The organism is uncultured Azohydromonas sp., from assembly GCF_937926365.1.
In the GTDB taxonomy this organism is placed as follows: domain Bacteria; phylum Pseudomonadota; class Gammaproteobacteria; order Burkholderiales; family Burkholderiaceae_C; genus Azohydromonas.
In genome coordinates this window covers 30,061-52,241 of record NZ_CALAOH010000215.1, presented here as the reverse complement: position 1 = coordinate 52,241, position 22,181 = coordinate 30,061, and the positions used below count along the sequence as shown (strand labels likewise).

Sequence of the window (22,181 nt, the reverse complement as noted above, 5' to 3'; positions counted from 1 at the left end):
TGCCGTCACTTCCTCACCATCTGGCCATTATCCCAGGTAGAAGTGAACGACCCTGCCCCCAGAACAACCTTGATCCTTAACACCGGAATTACAGTTCTTAAATGCACCATAATCCCAAACTGGCGTTTCTGTATATGAAACAATAAATATCTACCGACCTTGCTCCTTTCCCCGTGTGGCTCTTCTTGCTGTTTTCTTTGCAGCTCTGGTTCTGATAGGAGGCTCTTCTTTTTTAGTAGTCGGCAAAGATGAATCTACGCCTCCTTCTGAGGGTACCTCTACTTCTGCAGCAGGCTCTTCTTTTTGCGGGGGAATTTTCCCTGTGTAGAAGTTAAGATTAAGCGAAATGTGCCTAACCTTGAACTTTGTACCGCTAGTAGAGAGCCGATGTTTTGATATAAAGGCAGTTTCAGGCAAAAGAGGACACGCCTCTTTCTCATACTCAGGAAGGTTTTGTGCTCTTAGGTTTTCCTCCCATTCAGTGAGGCGGCCAACTGCATCCTTGTTTTGGCAATATATTAACAGTCCACCATGATCTTGGTTCTTATTGCCTGTAGCGTACTTGTCGCAAAGCTGAACAAACCCTTGGGAGACCCACGATATGGAGCTATCCCTCTTGGCCTCACCAATCCATAGGAATGATGGATTTTTGCCTCTGACCACAATATCAACGTGGCCACCAATCTTAGTATCGTGAGTGGCATTGTAATCCATTGCGTCCAAGGCAATCACAATTACTGAAGTAATTAAATCTTCTTTTTTGTCATAGTATTGATCGCGTCGCTCCTGGACTTTTTCGCAAACCCTATCCATATCCTCCATCAGCATGGAAATAAAATCTTGGTATGTGCTGACCGTAGACCTCTTGAGACGCCTTGCTAATAGTGGATCCAGAAGACATACAGTTTCGTAGTGGAGCAGGCTTCCAACGGGAGTGGTTTCCATCACTTATTCAACCCTGCCACTATCAACGTGAGACTTGAATTCATCAGAGATCTTATAATAAATAAAAAGATTTCTTTTGAAATTTTCGACCTTTTTGCCGCTTTCTGGGTGATAGAATTCGTTGTTTTTTATTGCGCTTGATACTACGTCTGGTTCAATCTCAATGTATTCATCGTCTTCTGTGTCCAAGAATTCATATCTCTGGTCCAGTATATTTATCTTAGCGCTACTTAGAAAGAGTAGTGCGCTTATAAGCACCGTGTCCGGGTAATTGGATATATCTCGTAGTCTTACGTAAGTAAGATGCCTTAATGAGCTACTTTTGGTTTTTGTAAAAAAATCAAAGAGACGAGCGCAGCAATCCGTCTCCGGAGTTTCCGGCCCAAACCTCTTTGCAAACTCTTGTTTTATTAAGCTTGAGTTGATCATGATGCCGACAGAGAATCTATGAGACTATTTAGCACAGTCATGTATGAGCCCTCGTCCCAGCAATCTAAGACTTTAGCGTAATCAATATTTGGTGCGTGTGTGCTGAGAATTTTTGAATGTCCGTGAAGAATAAGTTTAGGACTTCCAAAACCTAGGTCCCAGCACGCCGTCAAGCTGTGCAAATGGATCTGAGGTACGGCTTCTTCTCCGGCAACGTGATAGTCGTCTTCCCGCACATCAGAACTACGGTGTCTACCCTTGTTTTTGTTTAGATATCCACCATCATTTGCATGTTCAATGCATTGAACCTTCCATCCCTCTCCTTTGTATAGAGGAAGAAGTGCCGAATAAAGGTTAAGCGGGTCTCCTAAGGCACGCTCAATGCCGCAATGGGCACGTGCTAGACGATTAAATTTTTCTTGCAGGGCTGTCCTTATTTTAATTATTTCCGCCTCATTTTCATATTTTGCTTTATCTATGCGCAGCTCTACAAGCCTTCTTTCTGGATGAATCGTGAAGCAATCAAATACCGGATAGGAAATCCTTCTCTTTGCCCTTATTTCGAACAGTCCAGAATATTCCTCTTGTGCCTCTAGGGTGAGATTTTCAGGTGATAGTTCACACTCTTCGTTGACCCAACGTTTACCGGCAAAAATGATGGTAGATCGTGTGCCGTCTCGCTCTACAGCAGTAGGTACCCCGAGTACGCGGCAAGATGCCAGGACGTCATGAGGCAATGGGAGCGGATAGGCGACCCTATAAGGGCTATCGCTGTCTATGAACTCATCTAAGGCACTAGCAAGAGCTCCTGCTGTTGCTTCATCAGGAAGGGCCCAAAGTGAAATTGCTTTCTGTGCAAACCTGATATTGTCCTGGTAGCAGGCCTGCAGGCATTCTTCGACTTCGTCTCTGCGCGCGTCGTTGGCAAGATTTGAAAGTAACGCAATCTTGGTCTTTTCCCATCCTTGGGAGACTTCAAGATCTGTTGCATGAAACGCTGAGCGAAACACGGAAAACATATCTCTTCTTTCAATTGCGTCCAAAATTAATGCGCTCATCAGCGTCAGCCCTATCTATTTTCTGTTAGATCCTGGTCTTAGGACCTCTAGTGCCAACGTCAATGATGCCATGCTTGTCTTACGCGGAACCTATTGATTGCACAAGAGGCATCGTTCTACTTGAATGGGCGATTGCTGCTTCAGTGCAAGTTTAGGGCAGTGGCAAAAGTTCAGGAATGTTGGTACTTGCATGCAAATAAGTGGGACTTGTAAGCAGTACACAGAAGATTGGCCCATGCTGCTGGTTTGAATCAGCTCGCGAAGCTGCGCCTCAGCCTCAGCCAGCTCGGCGTTCAGCCCAGCGACGCGAGCGCTCAGGGATTCACGGGTGAGCTTGGCAACGGACTTGATTCAGCCCTTGGGTATGTTGTCTTCAGTTTGGTACATGGGAGGTGATGATGCCGCGTTGCCGGGGCAGGAAAGGCTGTGACCGGGCTCGGTGACGTTGGCGCTGCAGTCGGCCGCAAATGCATCCGTTTCTGCGTGCCGCAGTGGCTGGCCAAGTGCGGTCCGGTGGGTCTGAATTCGCCGTTTGACCTGCAGGCGCGGCCGCACGCACGCGCAGTTGCCCCACCCCGCACCGCTACTGCGGCGGCGACGCCCAGTCCAGCCAGCAAGCGCCCCCAAAGTTTGATGCGTGCCCATGTCGGCAACGCCAGCAGGTAGCGCTATTCACGTCCCGCGTGCTGGTCCAGGAACTGTCAGGCATCCTCAACGCCGCGCCGCCCCCGGCGCCAAATTCAGGCGCCGTTTGTAGTCGTCGAGCGTGCGCTGCCAAGCCGGCCGTGCCTCGCAGCGGCGGCGGTAGTCCACCAGCGCCGGGTAGGGCGTCACCACACCCGCGTCCACGATCTGCAGCACGGTGGTGAACAGGATGTCGGCCACCGTGAATTCCGTGCCCGCAAGGTACAGCACTTCCGACAGGCGCCGCTGCATGCCGCCGAGCCAGCGCCCGGCCAGCTCGATGTAGAAAGCGCGCCGCCGCGGCGCGTCGGGCCCGGGCTCGATGCCTTCGTCGAGGAAGGCAATCTGCATGAGTGTTGGCTCCACGCTGGTCAGCGCCGCGAAGCACCAGCGCGTCACCTCGGCCCGGCCGCGCATGTCGGGCGGAATCAGCTTGCCGGCCTTTTCCGCCAAGTACAGCACGATGGCGCCGGACTCGCTCAGCACCATATCGTCATCCTCGATCACCGGCACTTGCTGGAACGGGCTGAGGCGGGCGAATTCCTCACGCTTGAGCTCGCCGGCGAGCAGGTCCAAGCCGCGCACCCGGTAGGGCAAACCAACTTCCTCCAGCGCCCATTGCACGCGCAGATCGCGGGTGTGGCCCATTGCCAGCTCGGGTAGGCGGTGAGCGAAGCCATGGAGCGTGATCATGGTGGGCTCCTTGGCCGAGCCTCATGCCCGGCGCCATGCGTGTCGGCAAGGAATGTTCCGGACAACGCTGGTTGGGGGCCATCACGGCGGAAAGTGGCAACTCCGCAGCCTGGCTTTAAGCGAAGCGGCTCCCTGCACCGTGCTGCTGGTCCAGCCCTTCGATACCACCCATGGGCAGGCCTGGAGCTGGCTCAGCAGCCACCTCAAAATCCGAACAGGGCGTACACGGCACGCTGCGTAAAGGGGCGTGCTGGCTTTCCTGTGCGGCTTGGCCGGCTGCGACATCCTGTAGCGTATCGACAAGGAGCGCTTCGTTGGCATGGCGGCCAGCGTCAGCGTGGCCATCAAGCTCACCGCGGATTCACCGGGGCATGGACAGGCGGCTGTGCACTGGCGTCAAAGGACTGCGGGCTGGCCGCCCCAACTGCTCACGCAGCACGTGGCCCGCGCCTTCGCCGAGGCCTATGGTGGCTCCGGGCTGTGGCACCGGCTGGCTTAGTTGGCGCCGACGGTTCGAGACCACGAAACGTCCCTAGAGAGGGCGGATGACTACGTCCAGCACACGTTGGGCTCCTCGGTAAGTGCCGGCAGATCGATGTGGCCAGCGCGCGGCGTTACTGCAATGCCCAGGATTCGCCAAAGGTTGCTCTGCCCAGGATGGTGCACGCCACCTGTAGAGCCGATGACGTCCGTAGGTCCGTGCCTTTTTCTGGTCAGCGGTTTCTTGCCATTGGGCATGCCGTTGTGCTGCCATTCGTGTTTTGACGGACATCTCGTGCGACGTCCAGAACCAGCATGCCGGTCGCCGCGGGGCTGATTAGAAGAAGTTAAATACAGATTACGCCTGTGGATAGCCACCGTAAGCTGTTGTCGGCGCTCAGAAAGTTTAGGTTGCCGTGCCGTCAAAACACGAAGACTGTCCGTCAGAACACGATGGTGTTGCCGTCAAAACCCGAAACGTGTCCGTCAAAACACGAAGCAGTGTGTCCATCAAAGCACGAAGGATCTGCGGTCGAACGACGAAACCTGTCCGTCAGAACACGAACCGACGCATCCGTCAGAACACGAGTGCCGTTGTCCGTCAAAACACGATGTTGGGCTGATGGCAGAGGCGGACTGGATCAAACGTCCGTCAGAACACGAAAGCTGTCCGTCAAAACACGAAAGGGGCCGTGCTAACTTTGCAGGATCAACGTCCGCGCCGCTTACCATGACCGCGATTACTGCTGCCGCCCGAGCGCGGATGAAGAAGCTCACTGACGAAGCTGAAAGCCGTCTGCGCGCTGCTGCTGTAGAGCGTGTGGGCGCTGTCGGTGTGCCCTTGCCGCTCAAGACGGGCGAGCAGGGCGAGCTGTTCCAACCTTGGCACGAGCCGCTGCGTGGCCTGTGCAACCACTTCGCCCGTGCCGCCCTGTTCACGGCGTCTCATTGGAAACAGCCGCGTGAGCGCACGGGGCCGACCGCACTGTTCACCGCGGAAGGGTTCGAGCTGGTTTTTTCTGGCGAGGAGTTGCGTCAGGACGATCTGGACGTGTGGCTGCAGGTCGTCCATTTCGGACGCATGACCGATGTGGGCCAAGAGTTCACGGTGGTTCCCCACACCATGCTTGTTGCGCTGGGATGGGGCCGAAGCAAGAAGGACTACCAGCGACTGCGAGACTGTGTCCTGCGGCTCAAGGGCGCTGAAGTCCGCATAAAGGACGAGCGGATTGCCCCGGGTCGTCAGCTGGTGACCAACTTGATTACCGAGCTGCGCTGGGATGCCGAAGGCAAGGACGATCGTGCGGTATGGGGTCTGCAACTGAGCAAGGCGCTGGTGACCCTCTATCTGCCTACCAATTATTCGTTGGTCGAGTGGGAGCAGCGCCTAGCGCTTTCACCGTTGGCAAAGTGGCTTCATGCGTTTTACAGCACGCACAGGGACCCGTTCCCTTATTCCGTCTCCAAGCTGCACGGGATGTGTGGTTCGAAGAACAAGCGCGTTGCGTCTTTCCGCCTGTGCTTGATTGAAGCATTGGATGAACTTAAACGCCAGCGATTCTTGGACTCATGGGAAATTACGAAGTCGCGCATTGAAAAAGCTGGTGTGCTCAACGTGACACGAACACGCGGTGCCACGGCGGTCGCCTGACTGTTTGGTAGCTTCAGTTCGAAAACTGAGGCAAAATCTTGATGAATTAAAAAATTAATGGGGCGGAAACTTGGACCAAGTTTTTGTTTGCAAAGGACCTCTCACAGACTCGCAGCAAGTGTCGCTTAAATTATGCTACGTGTTAAGTGAACCAATATTGAAATACGCTACAAAGCTAGGAGAACAAGACTGGCGGTTTTCTATGGACGGCGAATGGCTTGATGTGCGGATAAGTTCTCGTCAAGTGTTAACTCAAGTACTTCCCGTCTCACCAAGTGTTATAGTCCGTGAGATAATCGAGACACTGAAGCAGAACAGCGTTATACGTACATGACGCCAGAGGTTGGGCCTCCGACTGAATTGGGACGGTCGTGGGTATAAAGGAAATTGGTGCGCTTCTTCGTCGAGCAAGCGAAAGCATTCAGCAATGCATCAATTTTGTAAGATCATAAAAATTAGATTTTCTACGATAGCATCTGTACCAAAGAGCCTCAGTGATCCAAGCTTAGAGAAATAGGTTTCAGTGCACCATTTTCCAGAAAAAAACGAAAAATTCACATAGGTTGATTTTGAATAATGGTGTTTAGTTCGTATGTTTGTGAGGCATTAATAATCGACCCAGCGACCACTGATAATCAAGCAAGTCCGCTGACTGTTGTTCGCTCACCTGTGATCGTACAGGCAACGCCACCAGCACGCGTGTCATGCTTCAGGGTAAGACCTTGCGCGGCCGGCCTTGACATTTGGGGCCGGCATCGTTGTCGCAATCTCCGTCAGGAGTCAGCGAACCGATCCTGCAGTTCCAGCAGCGGCGGCGCGCAACGCATGCCGCACGTACCCTACAACATACCGGTTACCTTCCTGCCCAACAGATGCCTCTTCGCTCGGCCCTGAATCCTTTGAGGCCGGTCGAGGCCCAGCCGTCTCTCTCCTGCACGCGCCGTGGCTTTGAGGGGGAGTCAGGGCAAGACAGCCTGCCTGTTCAGCCTGGACTTTTTTCGCGGCCCTGGGCTTCGAGGTGGGGATAGGGGGAAAAGGGCGGGTCAGGAGGGGGTGTTGGGTGGGGTAGGGGCTCCTCGTGGTTCTGATGTGCCTGATCCGGTCGCGCTGTTGAAGGGGGGAGAAGGGGAAGCCCGCCTCCCTGCCCAGCTCGGTCTTTGGTCCGCGTCTTTTCGGCCGTGAGAGGTAGGGGGAGGGGGAGAAAGGGCGATCAGGGGAGGATGGGACTTGGTCTGGGAGTAGTTGAGAGATTTCAGGTATGTTGTGCAGTGCGGTCGTTTCAGATGCATGGATACTGGCGGCCTTCGCGCCACCATGCCATTCATGAACTTCAGGATCGTCGTCTACAGCCAGCCCGCCTGCCCTCAATGCGACACCGCAAAGAAGCTGCTGCACAGCAAGGGCTTGCCGTTCGAGCTCATCCAGATCCACGACCAGGGCCAGCGCACGGCGTTCCTCAAACGCTTTGACCTGCGCGTGCAGCAACTGCCCCAGGTCTTCATCAACGAGCAGCACGTCGGCGGCGTCGTGGGTCTGCAGTCGGCTTTGAAACGCATCGGACTTTGACTGCACTCACCACCGACCATGTGACAGCGGTTGCGACACGAAGTGCAGGCTGGTTCAGTGCCCGGTGTGGCCGTCGGTAACTGCAACGTCATCAGCCAGCCGATTGGGCACTGTTGTGGAAGGCATCGCCGAGCGAGTGCGGGGCAGCAGCAACTCGACCTTCAACCCGCCGAGCCGTCCGCTGCACAGCGTCAGCTTGCCGCCGTAGAGCTCGGCGAGCTCCTGCACGATCGCCAGCCCCAGGCCGCTGCCGGGTGCGGCCTCGTCCAGGCGCACGCCGCGCGACAAGGCATGCTTGCGCTCCTCGGCCGCAATGCCCGGCCCGTCGTCCTCGACGACCAGGCGCAGTTGCGGTGTCCCTGCCTCGGGTACCCGGGACGCCGCGATATGCACCGAGCTGCGCGCCCACTTGCAGGCGTTGTCGATCAGGTTGCCCAGCATCTCCTGCAGGTCCTGCTCCTCCCCGGCAAAGGCCAGTCCGGGCTCCACGACGTCGATGTCGAACGCCAGTCCGCGCTCAGCATGCACGTGCGACATCACGCGCACGAGCGCTTGCACGATCGGCGCCACCTCGGCGCGCACGCCCGGCATGCCCTGCGCCGCCGCGGCACGCGAGCGGGCCAGATGCCAGTTGACGTGGCGACGCACCATCTCCACCTGGTCGACCACGAATGCAGGCAACGCCGCCAGCGCCGCGGGATGCTGCTGTGCCGAAGTCGCTCCCTGTGCCATCACGGCCAACGGCGTCTTGATGGCGTGGGCCAGGTTTCCGGCCTGTGTCCGGGCGCGAACCACGATCTCGGTGTTTCGCTGCAGCACGCCGTTGAAGTCGTCGACCAGCGGCTGGACCTCGTGCGGAAACTCCCCTTCCAGGAACTGCTGCCGGCCCTCGCGCACGGCGTTGAGCCCGCGCCGCAGCGCCTTGAGCGGTGCCAGGCCCATGGCCACCTGCGCCGTGGCTGCCGCCATGAGCAAGCCCAGCAGCACCGCCAGCGAAGCCGCCAGGAGCCGATTGAATTGGGCGACCGCCGCGGCCATGTCACCGCGATCGGCCGCGACCAGCAGGCGCCAAGCCGGGGCACCGCCGGCAGCCATGCACACCGTGCGCTCCACCAGCAGCAGCTCGGCGCCCCCAGGCCCGGCGGCCTCGTGCACGTGGACTTCGCCGTCTGCCGGCGCATCCGCAGGCGCTTGCAACTCGGCGTCCCACAGCGAGCGGGAGCGCAGCACGCCGCGTCGGGGCGCTGCGCCCGCCATCTCGTCAATCTGCCAGTACAGGCCCGAATATGGCCGGGTCCACCTCGGATCGCTCAGCCGTGCCGGATCGAGCAAGGGCTGCCCGTTGGCATCCACCTCAAACCGCGCCGTCACCTGGTCGAGCTCGGTGGTCAGCGTTGCCACGAGCTGGCGGGTGACGTGTTCGCGGAACAGTCCGGACAGCAGCCAGCCCGCGAGCAGGACGGCCACGGCCGTGGCCACAAGCGTGGCCGCCAGCAGCCGCCAGCGAAGCGACCGCGGCAACCGCAACGGCAACGCCATGCCCATCCTCACGCGACGTGCGCGAGCCGGTAGCCCAGGCCGCGCACCGTCTCGATGGCGTCGGCAGGCAGCTTGCGGCGCAGCCGGGCGATGAAGACCTCGACCGTGTTGGAGTCCCGGTCGAAGTCCTGGGCGTACAGGTGCTCGGTGAGCTCGGTGCGTGACACCACCTGGCCGGGCCGGTGCATCAGGTAGGACAGCAGCCGGTACTCGTGCGAGGTCAAGGGCACCGGACGGCCGCCGACGGTCACGCGGCCACTGCGGGTGTCCAGACTCAAGGCACCGCACTGCAGCAGCGGCGAAGCCAGCCCCTGGGCACGCCGGATAAGGGCCCGCACGCGAGCGAGCAGCTCCTCCATGTGGAACGGCTTGGCCAGGTAGTCGTCGGCACCGGCGTCGATGCCCGCCACCTTCTCGTGCCAGCTGTCGCGGGCGGTGAGGATGAGCACCGGCATGGTCCGCCCGGCGCTGCGCCAGTGCTGCAGCACCGTCAGCCCGTCGACGATCGGCAACCCGAGGTCGAGCACGACCGCGTCGAACGGCTCGGTGTCGCCCAGGTGCTCGGCGTCGCGGCCGTTGTCGGCCTCGTCCACGGCATAGCCGGCTTGCTGCAAGGCAGTGCGCAGCTGCGTCCGCAAGGTGGGTTCGTCCTCAACCAGCAGCAATCTCATCGTGCCTCCCTCGTGTTCCTCAGTCCCTTACCGGGCCGGCCCCTGCGCCGGCGGCGGGCCCTTGGGGCGCTGCTTCAACACCTCGGCCGCTCGGGCATCGACCGCCAGCTTCAGCACCTGGCCGCCGGGCTGCAGGAGCTTCACCTCGTAAACCCAGCGCCCGTCGTCGCGCTCGAGCTCGATCTCCAGCACCTGGCCCGGGTGGGAGCGTTGCAGCCGCTCCAGCAGCACGGGCAGCGCCAGCGCCTGGCCTGACTGCACTGCGTCCCGGGCGCGCTCGTGGTCACTCTCGTCGGCGTGCGCCAGCAAGGCCATCCACAGCACACAAGCCGCCAGCAGCCAGGGCATTTGCCGGCTGATGCGCGCCGGCCGAACCGCACCGGGGCCGGTGGCCGGGAGGGAGCGAGGCGGGTATGTCATGCGGCCAGTCTTCGGCGTCTTGGCTGAACCGCAGATGAACAGCCGGTTCAGGAAACGTTCAGGCCTCGTTGCGAAGAATGCCTCCAACACCCGCAACGACACCGCCGCGAGGAACCCGCAATGAACGCCAAGCTGACCTGGATCAAAGATCGCTGCCCTCACTGGCTGCCTGCGGTCATGCTGGCGGCCTGCCTTGCCGCGGCAGCCGGCACGGTCCGGGCTGGCGATACCACGGCGGCCCAGCAACTGGAGCGCTTCAGCGCCCAGGCCGCTACCCCGGGCCAGGCCGAGCGCGGCCGGATCTTCTTCACCAGCCGCCATGGCGGCGAGTGGTCCTGCGCGTCGTGCCATGGCAACCCGCCCACGAGTGCCGGCAAGCATGCCAGCACCGGCAAGCCCATCGCGGCACTGGCACCGGCCTTCAATCCACAGTCCTTCACGGACACCGCGAAGGTCGACAAGTGGTTCCGTCGCAACTGCAAGGACGTCGCGCAGCGCGAATGCACGCCCACCGAAAAGGCCGACGTGCTGGCCTACCTGCTCGGCCTCATGCGCTGAGGCTCGACCCTTCACCGAGGAGAACGTCGATGAACGCGCAATTCCACCGCCTGCCGTCACATCCGTCGCTGCCCTGGGCCGCCTGGCTGCTGCTGGCCCTGGCGGCGGCGCTCCCGGCCCAGGCCGACGAGCGCCAGCTGCTGCCCGCGAACACGCCCAAGGCCTACACACAGGAGTGCGGCTCCTGCCACACCGCCTACCCGCCCGGCATGCTGCCGGCGCTCTCGTGGCAGCGCGTGATGTCGGGCCTGGACAAGCACTACGGCACGGACGCGTCGCTGGACGAGAAGACGGTCCAGCAGCTGGCCGCCTGGCTGCAGGCCCATGCCGGCACCTACAAGCGCGTCGCCGAGGAGCCGCCCCAGGACCGCATCACGCAGTCGAACTGGTTCAGGCGCGAGCACCGCGGCATCGACGCCGCGGTATGGAAGCACGCCAGCGTCAAGAGCGCCGCCAACTGCGCCGCCTGCCACAGCGGGGCCGACCGCGGCAACTTCGACGAGCGCGGCCTGCGCTTTCCCGCTGGTCTCGACGAGCGCCACCGCCACGCCTGGCAGGACTGAATTCCCCCCAAGGAGACACCATGATTCAAGCCGAGACGATGGCGGCCGCCGGCCGTCCCGTGCCTGCCCAGGCCGAGCGCGGCCGGCGCGTCACGGATGCGCCGACCCGGATGTTCCATTGGCTCTTCGCGCTGAGCTTTGCCGGCGGCTGGCTGACAGGAGACTCCGAGCACTGGCGTGCGCTGCACGTGACCCTGGGCTACACGATGGCCGGACTGCTGGGCTTTCGCCTCGTGTACGGGCTCATCGGCCCGCGCCACGCGCGGCTGTCGCTGCTGTGGCGCAAGCTCGCCAGCGCGCCGGCCTGGCTGCGCACGCTGGCCAGCGGCGGTGCGGCCACCCGCATCAACTGGCGGCAGGGCCAGAACCTGCTGATGGCCGGCGCCATCGCCGTGCTGCTGCTGGGCGTCGTGCCACTGACCCTCAGCGGCTATGCCACCTACAGCGACTGGGGCGGCGAGTGGCTGGAGGAGGTGCACGAGCTGTTCGCCAACACCTTGCTCGCCGTCGTGGCCGCGCACCTGGCGCTGATGGCCCTGTCGAGCGTCCTGCGGCGCCAGAACCAGGCGCTGCCCATGCTCACCGGCCGCGTTTCCGGCCCGGGGCCCGACCTGGTGCGCAAGGACCAGCGCTGGCTGGCCGCGCTGCTGCTGCTGGCGGTGCTGGGTTTCGGCGCCTGGCAGTGGCACCTCTCACCCAACGGGCTGCTGCCCGGTCCGGCGAGCCATTCCGAGCGGTCGCATGACGGCGACGACTGACTCTTCCACCCCGGCCGTCATTGAAGGGAGTCACCATGAAGACCTACGTGTGTCCAGCTTGCGGGCTGGTGTATGACGAAGCCGCCGGGCTGCCCGAGCACGGCATCCCTGCCGGCACGCCCTGGGCCGACGTGCCCGAGAGCTGGCGCTGCCCGGAGTGCAACATCGGCAAGGCCGACTTCGTGCCGATGGAGTCGTGAGCGCATGCGTCCTTGGCCGCGTGGACCGGGCCCGGGGCTGCGCTTATCCTGCGCCGGATGAGCCGTCTGCACCTTTCGTGAGGCCGCGAGGGCATGGCACGCGACCTGCCCCCGGGCCTGGCTCCCGACGAAGCCGCCGAGCGGCTGCGCCGGGAGGGCCCAAACGAACTGGGCACCAGCCGGCGCCGTACCCTGCTGGACATCGCGGGCGAGGTCGTGCGCGAGCCGATGTTCGTGCTGCTGCTGGGCGCGGGTGGCATCTACGCCGTCATGGGCGACACGCGCGAGGCGCTGGTGCTGCTGGGCTTCGTCGTCATCATCATGGCCGTGACGGTGCTGCAGGAGCGCCGCACTGACCGGGCGCTGGACGCGCTGCGCGACCTCTCCAGCCCACGGGCGCTGGCCGTGCGCGGCGGCGCGGCGCTGCGCATCCCCGGGCGCGAGGTGGTGCGCGGCGACGTGCTGCTGCTGGCCGAGGGCGACCGCATCGCGGCCGACGGCGTGCTGCTGCAGGCGCACGAGCTGGCCACCGACGAGTCCATGCTCACCGGCGAATCCGAGCCCGTGCCCAAGCCCGCCGGCAACGAGCGGGTATTCGCCGGCACGCTGGTGGTCAGCGGCCAGGGCGCCATGCGGGTCGAGGCCACGGGCCGGCACACGGAGCTCGGGCGCATCGGCGCCTCGCTGCAGGTCATCGGACTGCAAGCCTCGCCGCTGCGTGACGACGTGGCCCGGCTGACGCGGCGGCTGCTGATCGTGGGCCTGGCGCTGTGCGCGCTGCTGGTGGCCTTGTTCTGGCTGCTGCGCGGCGGCTGGCTGCAGGCCCTGCTGGCCGGGATCACGCTGGCCATGGGCGTGCTGCCGCAGGAGTTCCCGGTCATCATGATCGTGTTCCTGGCACTCGCCGCACGACGCCTGGCCGCGCAGCAGGTGCTCACCCGACGGCTGGGCGCCATCGAGACCCTGGGCCAGACCACCGTGCTGGCCGTGGACAAGACCGGCACGCTCACGCTCAACCGCATGGCCGTGGCCGTGCTGTCGGTGGGCGGGCAGGCGCTCGACGTGCGCGAGCTCCGCGACGCGGCGCTGCCCGAAGCCTTCCACGAGCTGCTGGAGTACGCGGTGCTGGCCAGCGAGATCGAGCCGCACGACCCGATGGAGCAGGCCTTCCACCGCCTGGCGGCCGCGCAGCTCGCGGGCACGGAGCACCTGCACCCGTCCTGGGCACTGGCGCGCGAGTACGAGCTGGCGCCGGAGCTGCTGGCCATGAGCCACCTGTGGCGCGAGCGGGGCCGGGTCGACGACATGGTCGCGGCCAAGGGCGCGCCGGAGGCGATTGCCGACCTGTGCCACCTCGACGCCGGCGCGCTGGAGAGGGTCCGCACCGAGGCGGCCGCGCTGGCCGGACGGGGCCTGCGAGTGCTGGCGGTCGCCAAGGCGCGTCACCCGGTCCAGCAGGACTGGCCGACCGTGCAACATGACTTCGACTTCGAATGGCTGGGATTGGTGGCCTTGGCCGATCCGCTGCGCCCCGAGGTCCCGCAGGCGGTGGCGACCTGCCGTCGCGCCGGTATCCGGGTGCTGATGATCACGGGTGACCATCCCCGCACCGCGCAGGCCATTGCCCTGCAGGCGGGCCTCGACGCCAGCCGGGTGCTCACCGGCGAGGAACTGCAGGCCTTGCCGGCCAACGAGCTGGTGCGCCTGGCGGGCGAGGTAAGCGTGTTCGCACGCATGCGCCCGCAACAGAAGCTGGCCCTGGTCGAGGCGCTCGAGCTGCGCGGCGAGGTAGTGGCGATGACGGGGGACGGCGTCAACGATGCCCCGGCGCTCAAGGCGGCCCACATCGGCGTCGCCATGGGCCAGCGCGGCACCGACGTGGCCCGCGAGGCGGCGTCGCTGGTGCTGCTGCAGGACGATTTCGGCTCCATCGTCACGGCCATCCACCACGGCCGCCGGACCTACGCCAACCTGCGCCAGGCGCTGACCTATACCGTCGCGGTGCACGTGCCCATCGTCGGCCTGGCGCTGCTGCCGGTAATGCTGGGACTGCCGGTGGTGCTGGCGCCCATGCACATCGCCTTCCTGGAGCTGGTGATCGACCCGGCGTGCTCGCTGGTGTTCGAGGCCGAGGACGACGACGCCGACCTCATGGGCCAGCCGCCCCGCCGGCGTGCCGAGTCGCTGCTGCCACTGGGCTCGGTCCTGCAATCGTTGCTCCAGGGCGCGATGGCCACCACCCTCGTCATGGGCCTGTACGCGCAGATGCACTCCAGCGCCACGCTGTCGTCGCTGGCACCGGCAGCGGCCTTCACGGCGCTGGTGGCGGCCAACGCCGCGCTGATCCTGCCCAGCCGCGCCGGCCGCCGCCGCTGGTCGCGGCTGTTCACGGGCCTGACGGCCGTGAGCCGCCTCGTCGTCACCGCCACGATCGCGGCCCTGTTCGTCGCCACCGGCGTGCCCGCCGTGGCCCAGCTTTTCGGCTTCGCCGCGCTGCCGCCGGGGCTCTGGTTCGGCTGCGTCGTGGCCGGGTTGCTGATGGCTGTGCCGTTCGAGCTGGCCAGGCGCTGGCTGGGCCCCGACGGTCGTGGTAGCGTGGCACGGTCCCAGCGTGCGTGACGCCAACGCGCGTGCGGGGAATGTGTCGCGACGGCTTGCGTCAGGTCATGTGTCCGTCAACCGGTACGCGCGCAACCACTGCATCACCGGGGATGTGCCCGAGCGTCATGGGAATTGATACGAAAGCGGTGGTCGCGACGGCAAAGGCGATGGGCAACAGCACGCGCGTGAGCGAGCTGACGAAGTTCCTGAGATCCGGGTTCATGTGCAAGTCTCCTGGCGGCATGTTGGCAACAGCGCCTCGATGCATCGGTAATTGCATGGTGCCCGGCGGCAGCTGAACCGGTGATGAACGATCTCCGGGCTGCGGTGCGAGTGGCGAGCCGCAAGTGCGTGGCGCAGGAACCTGGCGGTCCATGACTGGGGAGATGATCGACGTGAAGATGCTGGTGGCGGTGGACGACAGTGACTGCAGTAAGCGCATGCTGGCCCATCTGGTGTCGCACGAGGGCTGGTGCGACGGCGGACACGAGTGGACCGTCTTCCACGGCGTGCCGCCGCTGCCGCACCGTGCGGCGGCCCTGGCCGATCCGCCCAGCGTCGAGGGCTACTACGCGAGTGACGCCGAGCGCGTGCTGCGGCCGGTGCGCAATTTCCTCAGGCGGCACGGCATTCAGCCGATCTTCCTGCACAAGGTTTGCACGCCGGAGCGCGAGATCGCCCGCCTGGCCAACTCGGGCCGCTTCCACCTGGTCGTCATGGGCAGCCACGGGCGCGGGGCCTTGGGTGCCGCCGTGCTGGGCTCGGTGGCGCAGAAGGTGCTGGCCTCGACGAAGACGCCGGTGCTGATCGTTCGCTGAGATGCGGGCACGACGGCCGGTCGCTTCAGCCGTGCGCAACCGGAATCGGGCTCCGCGGCGAACACCGGTGAAGGTGCTGCTGACGCGCAGCCGCTGCAGTGCACAACGCCCAGCACAACCACGCGGACCAGAAGGTATGGCTGGGGAAGTGCGCACCTCTGGCCAGCTGCACCCAGCCGAACATCAAGCCCAGCCCGACGACACCAAAGAGCAGCCAGCGCGCAAGGACCGGGCGGTATGGACGCCAGAGGAAGTACAGGCTGAGGAATGCAAATGCCGCCACCGCATGGCCGGACGGAAAGCAGTGACCGGGTCCGCCGTCCCGCCCCCAGTACGCCCAGTGCGGCACGTAGGCCGTATGCCCGCCGAATTCGGCCAGGTCCCAGGGACAGCTCGTGTCGCTTAGGCGCTTGATGCCGGGCACAAGCATCGAGCCTGCCACGGTGACACCGAGCCAGTACAGCCGCTCCTTCCTGGAGGGGCCGGCCTGCCAGGGGCGTATCGCGTCCCATGCGGACAGGGCCAGCGCCGCCCAGGCGAGCCGGCGGCCGCCGTTGTGCAGCAACGTGCTGGTCAGCCATGCGTCGCGCATGGGAAAGCCCGCGGCATCGCCGAGCCAGCGCGCGACCGTCCGGTCCCAGCCAGTGGCCTCCCATGCAGCCAGGAGCGCAAGGGCAAGCAGCGCAACCCGCATGTCGTGCCTGGAGAAGGTCCTGTGCCGTGTCATCACTTCGCATACCCAGACGTGCGGCAGCCGGCGCTCAGGTCCCAGGCAGGCTCGTGCAGGCTCGTGCGCACGTCCAGCAGGCCCAGCAAGGAATGGAACAGGTGGTCGTGGCTGACCGGTTCCATGGCGCGGCGCTGCAGACAGGCGGTATCCAGGCCGATGGCCCGAGCGAAGTCGGGGGAGGACCACATCACCATGGGCACCTGCTTCTGCTCGGCCGGGGCGACCGGATAGGGCATGCCATGCAGGAACAGGCCGCGCTCTCCCAAGGACTCTCCATGGTCGGAGACGTAGAGCATGGCCGCGTCCACGCGCCCGGCGTGGGCTTGCAGCAGCCGGATCAGTGAAGCGAGGACATGGTCGGTGTAGAGCAGCGCGTTGTCGTAGGCGTTGACGATCTCCGCGGCGGAACACTGCTGCAGGTCATCGCTTTCGCAGGCCGGCTTGAAACGCTTGAACGTCGGCGGATAGCGCCGGTGGTACGCGGGGCCGTGGCTGCCCAGCATGTGCAGCACCAGCAACTGCGTACCGCGCGCGTCTTCCAGGCGCTGGTCCAGGCCACGCAGCAACGCTTCGTCCAGGCAGTGGCCCTTGTCGCACAAGCCGCTCGGCTTCATCGACGCGGTGTCGTCGGCGCTGAGGTGGTCACAGACGCCCTTGCAGCCGGACTGGTTGTCACGCCAGTGCACCGCGACTCCGGCGCGCGCCAGCACGTGCAGCAGCGACTCGCTGCCACGGATGCGCTGCTCGTCATAGTCTCGGCGGCCCACCGGTGCGAACATGCAGGGCACCGACACCTCGGTGTTGGTGCCGCAGGCCGTGACGTCGGCGAAGTTGATCACGGGCAGTTGCGCCAGCTGCGGGGTGGTCTGCCGAGCGTAGCCGCCGAGCCCCCAGTTGGCCCGACGCGCCGTCTCGCCCACAACCAGCACCAGCAGCCGCGGCCGCGCCTGAGCGGCCCAGGACAATCCGGGTGCGGCGTCGAGGCCGATGGCCTGGCGCGGCTGCGCCGCCCCACGCGCATCGTGCACGCTCACGCTGGCCAGCGACCACATCCAGTTTGCCGGCGTGATCAGGTAGCGCATCTCCTTGTGGTTGCGCATGAGCGACGAGAAAGGCTGGAACACCGACAGCAGCGCCCCCACCAGCAGCGTGACCGCGCCGGCCAGGGCCAGGCCACGCACGAGCAACGCACGCAGCGGCGGCCGGCGCACGATGCGCACGCGGCTCAGCAGAGCCAGCGGCAAGGCGGCGTACAACAGCAGGTGCAGCGCCAGGGTCCATGACAAGAGCTCGCGGGCCTCGGCCACGTCGGTGCGCAGCACGTTGCGCAGCATCGACGGGTCCAGGTAGACACCGAAACGCTCCATGAAATGCGTGGCGAAGGCGGTAGCGACGATCAGCACGGCCAGAAGCGGCTTGAGCAGGCGGCGATGGACCAGCAGCGTCAGCAACAGCGCGGCATGCAGCGCCAGCAGCATCACGCCCAGCGCCAGCACGAAGCCCCAGGTGGCGGGCTCGGCCAGCGAGCGCCCGTGCAGCGCCGCGGCGAAGAACAGCCGGTTGGCCGCAAGCGTCCAGAACAGGCTGGCCACCAGGGCCACCTGCTCCACGGTGGCCGGTATCTCGAAACGCCGCTCGGGCAAAGGCAGGCGGCTCGGTGGGACGGTGGCGGTCTCAATTGACAATGGCGACATGGCGCGCCATTGCGCCAGCCCGGTCTGAAGAGAGCCTGAAGCGAACGGGCCCGATGGCCCTGGCCTCCAGAGGAAACCACTGCGCGATGCGACTGCTGCTGCTCGAAGACGACGACATCCTGGGCGGGGGCCTGCGCGACTTCCTGCGCGCGGAAGGCCACGTGGTGGACTGGTGCGGCCGCCTGAGCGAAGCCGACGCGCTGCACGGCGAGCCCTACGACGCACTGCTCGTGGATTGGCAGTTGATGGCTGCCAGCGGCAAGTTCGGGCTGTGGCGCGTGCAATGCACGGGGCTGTCTTGACGTCGGAGCCGGCGTGTCCGCGCCATTCACGCTCTTTTAAGGGGGACGGGCTAAGGTCGCTGGCACAGGAGCTTGGGGGAGTGGCTTGAGCTTCACGCGCTACACGGCCGTCGGCGGGCTGGCCACCGCCGTGCACTACGCCTTGCTGGCCCTGCTGGTCGAGGCCGTGCGCGTGCCGCCCGCAGCGGCGGCAGCGCTCGGAGCGCTGGCCGGGGCGGTGCTAGCCTATGCCGGCAATCGGCGCTTCACCTTCCGCGACGTGGAAGTCTGCCATCGCCGCACCCTACCGCGCTTTCTCACCGTGGCCGCGCTCAGCGCGGCGCTGAACTCGCTACTGGTCGCCTTGGGCACCGCGCTGGGCGAGCACTACCTGCTCGCCCAGGCCCAGTCCACCGCTGCCGGCCTCGTCCTGGGCTACGGCCTCAACAAACGCTGGAGCTTTGTCTCATGAGCGCATCCTGGCCCCGTCCCAAGGCCCACGGCACCTGCGCGCTCAGCGTCGTGGTGCCCGTGTTCAACGAGGAGGCGGTGTTGCCGGCGCTGCACCGGCGGCTGCTGGCCGCCGTGGAGGGCATCGCCGGCGGTGTCGAGATCGTCTACGTCGATGACGGCAGCAGTGACCGCTCGGCAGCCGTGCTGCACCAGTTGCACCTGAGCCATCCGATGGTCACGATGCTGCGCTTCAGCCGCAACTTCGGCAAGGAGCAGGCCATGGCAGCGGGGCTGCAGTACGCGCGCGGCAACGCCGTGGTCGTCATGGACGCCGACCTGCAGCACCCACCGGAGATGATCCCAGCCATGGTCCAAGCCTGGCGTTTGGGTGCCGACGTGGTGAACATGCGCCGACGCAGCCGCGGGGATGAGTCGCTGCCCAAGCGACTGGCGGCGCGGCTGTTCTACCGCACGCTCAACCGGCTCAGCGACACCCCCATTCCAGAGGACGTGGGCGACTTCCGGCTGCTGAGCCGGCGCGCGGTGGACGCGCTCAACCTGCTGCCCGAGCACAACCGCTTCATGAAGGGCCTGTTCGCCTGGATCGGCTTCCAGCAGGAAACCCTCGAGTTCGACGTGGCCGAGCGCGCCGGGGGGCATAGCAAGTGGCGCGCGCGCCAGCTCTGGCATCTGGCGCTGGAGGGCATCACGGCCTTCTCCATCGCGCCGCTGAAGGTGGCGGCCAAGGTGGGACTGCTCAGCGCGCTGGCGGCTTTTGGCCTGGGCCTGTATTTCTTCGTGCGCACGCTGGCCTATGGCGATCCGGTACCGGGCTTTCCGACCCTGATCGTGGTCATGCTGATGCTGGGCGGCCTGCAGCTGCTGGCCATCGGTGTGCTGGGCGAGTACCTGGGCCGGCTGTGGCTGGAGAGCAAGCGCCGTCCGCTGTTCCTGGTGCAGGACTACGAGCCCGCGACCGCGTTCACGCAGCGGCCAATGCTGGCGGCGCACGGAGGGCGGCAATGAAGCTGCCGCGCGGCGGTTTGTCGTCTGCGCCGGGCCTGGCACTGCTGCTGGCGGCACTGGCGCTGGCGCGGCTGGCCGCCATGGTGCTGCTGCCGCTGATGGACACGACCGAGGCCCGCTACGGCGAGATCGGCCGCAAGATGGCCGAGCTGGGCGACTGGATCACGCCCTGGCATGCCGAGGGCGTGCCGTTCTGGGGCAAGCCGCCACTGTCGTTCTGGCTGACTGCGGGCAGCTTCAGGCTGCTGGGGGTCAACGAGCTGGCGGCGCGGCTGCCGCACTTCCTGTGCGCGGCGCTGATCGCCGCGCTGGCGTGGGACCTGGGCCGGCGCCGTGACGCCCGCACGGCGTGGCTGGCCCTGGCGGTGCTGGTGGGCTCGGTGCTGTTCTGGGTCTCTGCCGGGGCGGTGATGACCGACGGCGCGCTGGTGCTGGGCACCACGCTGTGCCTGCACGCGTTCTGGCTGGCGCTGCATGCGCCCGAGGATGCGATACGCACGCGTGCGGGCTGGCTGTTCTTCGTCGGCCTGGCGTTGGGGCTGTTGGCCAAGGGGCCGCTGGCGCTGGTGCTGGCCGGCGCGCCGCTGCTGCTGTGGACGGCGCTGATGCGGCGCTGGCGCCGGGTGTGGCAGTCCCTGCCGTGGCTGCGCGGCGCCGTGCTGACGCTGGTGCTGGCGCTGCCATGGTACGGGCTGGCCGAGCGGCGCACGCCGGGCTTCCTGGCCTACTTCATCATGGGCGAGCACTGGCACCGCTTCGTCACGCCCGGCTGGCAGGGCGACCTGTACGGCACCGCGCACCGCTACGCGCCGGGCACCATCTGGCTGTTCGCCGCCGCGGCGCTGCTGCCTTGGACGCTGCTGCTGCCGCTGGCGGCCTGGCGCGGGCGCGGGCAGCCGGTGCAGTCGCGCGCCGCGGACGCGCGCGAGTGGGACGCGTACCTGCTGCTGTGGGCGCTGGTGCCGCTGCTGTTCTTCACGCCCGCGCGCAACATCATCTGGACATACCCGCTGCCCGCGCTGCCGGCCGTGGCGCTGCTGATCGCGGGCTGGTGGGTGCGCCAGCCGCTGCGGGCCGAGCGCTGGGCCGCCGCCGGGCTCGTGATCTCGCTGGGCCTGGCGCTGGCCGGCGGCATCGCGGGCCGGGCCAGCGGCGCCATCGAGGCCGCCTCCGCGCGCCCGGTGGTGCGGGCCTACGAGGCGCTGCATCCGTCAGGGCAGCCGCTCATCTTCGTCGGCGGACGCGCTTTCTCCGCGGCCTTCTACAGCCGCAATCAGGCCCGCCACGTCGAGCGGGCTGCCGACATCCCGCCGGCCCTTGCCAGCGCGGGAGCCTTCGTGGCGGTGCGCGCCGATGCGCTGGACACGCTGCGCGCCGTGGGCTTCGACGTCAGCCGCATCGAGGGCCGCTTCGGCGACGTGGTGCTGGTACAGCTGAGCGCCGGGCCGGCGCCCCAACCCGGCGTGGCGCCATGAGCGACGACACGCTGGCGGGCGCGGTGCCCATCGGGGTATGCGTCGATGACTTCGGGCTCGACGCCGCAATCGACCTGGCCGCGCTGCGTCTGGCGGCGCAGGAGCGAGTGTCGGCCATCAGCTGCATGACGCGCGCGCCGGGCTGGCGCGCAGCAGCGTCCGCGCTGGCAAGCGTGTCGGCGCAGGCGGACCTTGGGCTGCATCTGGATTTCACGCAGGCCGGCGGCGGTGCGCTGCACCGCGGCCTGGCGCTCTTCATCGCTGCGGCCTACCTGCGGCGCCTGGACGCCCGAGTGCTGCGTGACGAGATCCAGGCCCAGCTCGATGCCTTCGAGGATGGCGTCGGTGCCGCGCCCGACCACGTGGATGGCCACCAGCACGTGCACCAGTTGCCCGGCGTTCGCGAAGCCCTACTCGCGGAACTGGTGCGGCGCTATCCGCGTCAGCAGCCCTGGCTGCGGGACACCCAGCCGTCATCCGGGCTGGCGCTGGCGGGCCCTGCGGCGGCCGACCATCGCAAGCAGCGACTGATCGCCACGCTGGGCGCGCGGCGGCTGCGCGGGCTCGCACGCTCGGTGGGACTGCCGATGAACGTCCACCTGCTGGGCGTCTACGGCTTCAGCGGCACGGCCGAGGCCTATGCCCAGCGCTTGGCGGCCTGGTGCGCGCAGGCGCGCCATGGGGATTTGCTGATGTGCCACCCGGCCGTCGCCGCGCCGGCAACAGACCCGATCGGCGCGGCCCGGCACCAGGAGTACGGCGTGCTGGGCGGCGAACGCTTTGGCGCACTGCTGCTGCAGCACGGGTTGCGCGTGGAGCGCCTGTCGCACGTACTGGACGGCAGCCGCATGCCGGCCCGGCCGGCAACGACCTGACGGATTCGGTTAC

Annotated in this window: 23 protein-coding genes; 14 read left to right on the top strand and 9 right to left on the bottom strand. The window is 65.3% G+C overall.

The window, feature by feature from the left end; genetic code table 11:
- Positions 1-150: 150 nt before the first annotated feature.
- The 3 genes from Q0741_RS23755 to Q0741_RS23745 form a co-directional block, all read right to left on the bottom strand.
- Complete coding sequence (locus Q0741_RS23755; protein ID WP_298235665.1) at positions 151-945, bottom strand: hypothetical protein; 795 nt, start codon at positions 943-945, stop codon at positions 151-153.
- Positions 946-1,370: 425 nt separating this feature from the next.
- Positions 1,371-2,432: a hypothetical protein gene (locus Q0741_RS23750; RefSeq protein WP_298235664.1), complete on the bottom strand. Its 1,062-nt coding sequence runs from the start codon at positions 2,430-2,432 to the stop codon at positions 1,371-1,373.
- Positions 2,433-3,143: 711 nt separating this feature from the next.
- Positions 3,144-3,809 carry a glutathione S-transferase family protein gene (locus tag Q0741_RS23745; RefSeq protein WP_298235663.1) on the bottom strand — a complete coding sequence of 222 codons (666 nt, stop codon included), beginning with the start codon at positions 3,807-3,809 and terminating at the stop codon, positions 3,144-3,146.
- 319 nt (positions 3,810-4,128) lie between these two features.
- Between Q0741_RS23745 and Q0741_RS23740 the strand changes: the two genes are divergently transcribed.
- The 3 genes from Q0741_RS23740 (at position 4,129) to Q0741_RS23730 (ending at position 7,506) form a co-directional block, all read left to right on the top strand.
- The gene (locus tag Q0741_RS23740; RefSeq protein ID WP_298235662.1) at positions 4,129-4,308 is read left to right on the top strand and encodes a hypothetical protein; all 180 of its coding nucleotides are present in this window, start codon (positions 4,129-4,131) and stop codon (positions 4,306-4,308) included.
- 744 nt (positions 4,309-5,052) lie between these two features.
- The gene (gene trfA / locus Q0741_RS23735; RefSeq protein WP_298235661.1) at positions 5,053-5,940 is read left to right on the top strand and encodes a plasmid replication initiator TrfA; all 888 of its coding nucleotides are present in this window, start codon (positions 5,053-5,055) and stop codon (positions 5,938-5,940) included.
- Positions 5,941-7,227: 1,287 nt separating this feature from the next.
- Positions 7,228-7,506: a glutaredoxin domain-containing protein gene (locus tag Q0741_RS23730; RefSeq protein WP_298235660.1), complete on the top strand. Its 279-nt coding sequence runs from the start codon at positions 7,228-7,230 to the stop codon at positions 7,504-7,506.
- 54 nt (positions 7,507-7,560) lie between these two features.
- On the opposite strand, the gene Q0741_RS23725 is transcribed toward Q0741_RS23730, so the two are convergent.
- The 3 genes from Q0741_RS23725 to Q0741_RS23715 are packed head-to-tail and all read right to left on the bottom strand — an operon-like array spanning position 7,561 to position 10,064.
- Positions 7,561-9,045 (bottom strand): sensor histidine kinase, encoded by a 1,485-nt coding sequence (locus Q0741_RS23725; protein WP_298235659.1) that lies wholly within the window; start codon positions 9,043-9,045, stop codon positions 7,561-7,563.
- Between the two features lie 8 nt (positions 9,046-9,053).
- Positions 9,054-9,716: a response regulator transcription factor gene (locus tag Q0741_RS23720; RefSeq protein WP_298235658.1), complete on the bottom strand. Its 663-nt coding sequence runs from the start codon at positions 9,714-9,716 to the stop codon at positions 9,054-9,056.
- A gap of 27 nt (positions 9,717-9,743) precedes the next feature.
- Complete coding sequence (locus Q0741_RS23715) at positions 9,744-10,064, bottom strand: PepSY domain-containing protein (RefSeq protein ID WP_298235657.1); 321 nt, start codon at positions 10,062-10,064, stop codon at positions 9,744-9,746.
- A gap of 249 nt (positions 10,065-10,313) precedes the next feature.
- On the opposite strand from Q0741_RS23715, the gene Q0741_RS23710 reads away from it, so the two are divergent.
- From Q0741_RS23710 to Q0741_RS23690, 5 genes are all read left to right on the top strand, one after another.
- A complete protein-coding gene (locus Q0741_RS23710) occupies positions 10,314-10,694 on the top strand; it encodes a DUF1924 domain-containing protein (protein WP_298235669.1) in 381 nt (126 codons plus the stop codon).
- Positions 10,695-10,723: 29 nt separating this feature from the next.
- On the top strand, positions 10,724-11,257 hold the full coding sequence (locus Q0741_RS23705) for a diheme cytochrome c (RefSeq protein WP_298235656.1): 534 nt from the start codon (positions 10,724-10,726) through the stop codon (positions 11,255-11,257).
- 20 nt (positions 11,258-11,277) lie between these two features.
- On the top strand, positions 11,278-12,015 hold the full coding sequence (locus tag Q0741_RS23700) for a cytochrome b/b6 domain-containing protein (protein ID WP_298235655.1): 738 nt from the start codon (positions 11,278-11,280) through the stop codon (positions 12,013-12,015).
- Between the two features lie 35 nt (positions 12,016-12,050).
- Positions 12,051-12,215, top strand: a complete 165-nt coding sequence (locus Q0741_RS23695; protein WP_298235654.1) for a rubredoxin — start codon at positions 12,051-12,053, stop codon at positions 12,213-12,215.
- Between the two features lie 93 nt (positions 12,216-12,308).
- Positions 12,309-14,834, top strand: a complete 2,526-nt coding sequence (locus Q0741_RS23690) for a cation-translocating P-type ATPase (RefSeq protein ID WP_298235653.1) — start codon at positions 12,309-12,311, stop codon at positions 14,832-14,834.
- A gap of 40 nt (positions 14,835-14,874) precedes the next feature.
- Here Q0741_RS23690 and Q0741_RS23685 read toward each other — a convergent pair whose 3' ends face one another.
- Positions 14,875-15,039, bottom strand: a complete 165-nt coding sequence (locus Q0741_RS23685; RefSeq protein WP_298235652.1) for a hypothetical protein — start codon at positions 15,037-15,039, stop codon at positions 14,875-14,877.
- A 151-nt stretch (positions 15,040-15,190) separates the two neighbouring features.
- Between Q0741_RS23685 and Q0741_RS23680 the strand changes: the two genes are divergently transcribed.
- Complete coding sequence (locus tag Q0741_RS23680; protein ID WP_298235651.1) at positions 15,191-15,634, top strand: universal stress protein; 444 nt, start codon at positions 15,191-15,193, stop codon at positions 15,632-15,634.
- A 25-nt stretch (positions 15,635-15,659) separates the two neighbouring features.
- On the opposite strand, the gene Q0741_RS23675 is transcribed toward Q0741_RS23680, so the two are convergent.
- Positions 15,660-16,328: a phosphatase PAP2 family protein gene (locus tag Q0741_RS23675; RefSeq protein WP_298235650.1), complete on the bottom strand. Its 669-nt coding sequence runs from the start codon at positions 16,326-16,328 to the stop codon at positions 15,660-15,662.
- Between the two features lie 32 nt (positions 16,329-16,360).
- Complete coding sequence (locus Q0741_RS23670) at positions 16,361-18,007, bottom strand: phosphoethanolamine transferase (protein ID WP_298235649.1); 1,647 nt, start codon at positions 18,005-18,007, stop codon at positions 16,361-16,363.
- A gap of 137 nt (positions 18,008-18,144) precedes the next feature.
- Between Q0741_RS23670 and Q0741_RS23665 the strand changes: the two genes are divergently transcribed.
- The 5 genes from Q0741_RS23665 (at position 18,145) to Q0741_RS23645 (ending at position 22,168) form a co-directional block, all read left to right on the top strand.
- Entirely contained in the window at positions 18,145-18,360 is a 216-nt protein-coding gene (locus Q0741_RS23665; RefSeq protein ID WP_298235648.1) for a hypothetical protein, read from the top strand.
- An 85-nt stretch (positions 18,361-18,445) separates the two neighbouring features.
- Positions 18,446-18,811, top strand: coding sequence for a GtrA family protein (locus Q0741_RS23660; protein ID WP_298235647.1), 366 nt, complete (start codon positions 18,446-18,448; stop codon positions 18,809-18,811).
- Positions 18,808-19,818: a glycosyltransferase family 2 protein gene (locus tag Q0741_RS23655; protein WP_298235646.1), complete on the top strand. Its 1,011-nt coding sequence runs from the start codon at positions 18,808-18,810 to the stop codon at positions 19,816-19,818. The genes Q0741_RS23660 and Q0741_RS23655 overlap by 4 nt, the downstream gene beginning before the upstream one ends.
- Positions 19,815-21,293 (top strand): glycosyltransferase family 39 protein, encoded by a 1,479-nt coding sequence (locus Q0741_RS23650; RefSeq protein ID WP_298235645.1) that lies wholly within the window; start codon positions 19,815-19,817, stop codon positions 21,291-21,293. The genes Q0741_RS23655 and Q0741_RS23650 overlap by 4 nt, the downstream gene beginning before the upstream one ends.
- Positions 21,290-22,168: a ChbG/HpnK family deacetylase gene (locus tag Q0741_RS23645; RefSeq protein WP_298235644.1), complete on the top strand. Its 879-nt coding sequence runs from the start codon at positions 21,290-21,292 to the stop codon at positions 22,166-22,168. The genes Q0741_RS23650 and Q0741_RS23645 overlap by 4 nt, the downstream gene beginning before the upstream one ends.
- The last annotated feature ends 13 nt before the right edge of the window (positions 22,169-22,181 follow it).

Excerpts from the sequence above, each read along its gene's own strand:
- Q0741_RS23740 (WP_298235662.1), top strand. The coding sequence starts at position 4,129 with ATGGCGGCCAGCGTCAGCGTGGCCATCAAGCTCACCGCGGATTCACCG.
- Q0741_RS23680 (WP_298235651.1), top strand. The coding sequence starts at position 15,191 with ATGACTGGGGAGATGATCGACGTGAAGATGCTGGTGGCGGTGGACGAC.
- Q0741_RS23685 (WP_298235652.1), bottom strand. The coding sequence starts at position 15,039 with ATGAACCCGGATCTCAGGAACTTCGTCAGCTCGCTCACGCGCGTGCTG.
- trfA (WP_298235661.1), top strand. The coding sequence starts at position 5,053 with ATGAAGAAGCTCACTGACGAAGCTGAAAGCCGTCTGCGCGCTGCTGCT.
- Q0741_RS23705 (WP_298235656.1), top strand. The coding sequence starts at position 10,724 with ATGAACGCGCAATTCCACCGCCTGCCGTCACATCCGTCGCTGCCCTGG.
- Q0741_RS23700 (WP_298235655.1), top strand. The coding sequence starts at position 11,278 with ATGATTCAAGCCGAGACGATGGCGGCCGCCGGCCGTCCCGTGCCTGCC.
- Q0741_RS23725 (WP_298235659.1), bottom strand. The coding sequence starts at position 9,045 with ATGGCGTTGCCGTTGCGGTTGCCGCGGTCGCTTCGCTGGCGGCTGCTG.
- Q0741_RS23710 (WP_298235669.1), top strand. The coding sequence starts at position 10,314 with ATGCTGGCGGCCTGCCTTGCCGCGGCAGCCGGCACGGTCCGGGCTGGC.
- Q0741_RS23745 (WP_298235663.1), bottom strand. The coding sequence starts at position 3,809 with ATGATCACGCTCCATGGCTTCGCTCACCGCCTACCCGAGCTGGCAATG.
- Q0741_RS23650 (WP_298235645.1), top strand. The coding sequence starts at position 19,815 with ATGAAGCTGCCGCGCGGCGGTTTGTCGTCTGCGCCGGGCCTGGCACTG.
- Q0741_RS23750 (WP_298235664.1), bottom strand. The coding sequence starts at position 2,432 with ATGAGCGCATTAATTTTGGACGCAATTGAAAGAAGAGATATGTTTTCC.
- Q0741_RS23665 (WP_298235648.1), top strand. The coding sequence starts at position 18,145 with ATGCGACTGCTGCTGCTCGAAGACGACGACATCCTGGGCGGGGGCCTG.
- Q0741_RS23675 (WP_298235650.1), bottom strand. The coding sequence starts at position 16,328 with ATGCGGGTTGCGCTGCTTGCCCTTGCGCTCCTGGCTGCATGGGAGGCC.
- Q0741_RS23720 (WP_298235658.1), bottom strand. The coding sequence starts at position 9,716 with ATGAGATTGCTGCTGGTTGAGGACGAACCCACCTTGCGGACGCAGCTG.
- Q0741_RS23730 (WP_298235660.1), top strand. The coding sequence starts at position 7,228 with ATGGATACTGGCGGCCTTCGCGCCACCATGCCATTCATGAACTTCAGG.
- Q0741_RS23755 (WP_298235665.1), bottom strand. The coding sequence starts at position 945 with ATGGAAACCACTCCCGTTGGAAGCCTGCTCCACTACGAAACTGTATGT.
- Q0741_RS23690 (WP_298235653.1), top strand. The coding sequence starts at position 12,309 with ATGGCACGCGACCTGCCCCCGGGCCTGGCTCCCGACGAAGCCGCCGAG.
- Q0741_RS23695 (WP_298235654.1), top strand. The coding sequence starts at position 12,051 with ATGAAGACCTACGTGTGTCCAGCTTGCGGGCTGGTGTATGACGAAGCC.
- Q0741_RS23715 (WP_298235657.1), bottom strand. The coding sequence starts at position 10,064 with ATGCCCTGGCTGCTGGCGGCTTGTGTGCTGTGGATGGCCTTGCTGGCG.
- Q0741_RS23645 (WP_298235644.1), top strand. The coding sequence starts at position 21,290 with ATGAGCGACGACACGCTGGCGGGCGCGGTGCCCATCGGGGTATGCGTC.
- Q0741_RS23655 (WP_298235646.1), top strand. The coding sequence starts at position 18,808 with ATGAGCGCATCCTGGCCCCGTCCCAAGGCCCACGGCACCTGCGCGCTC.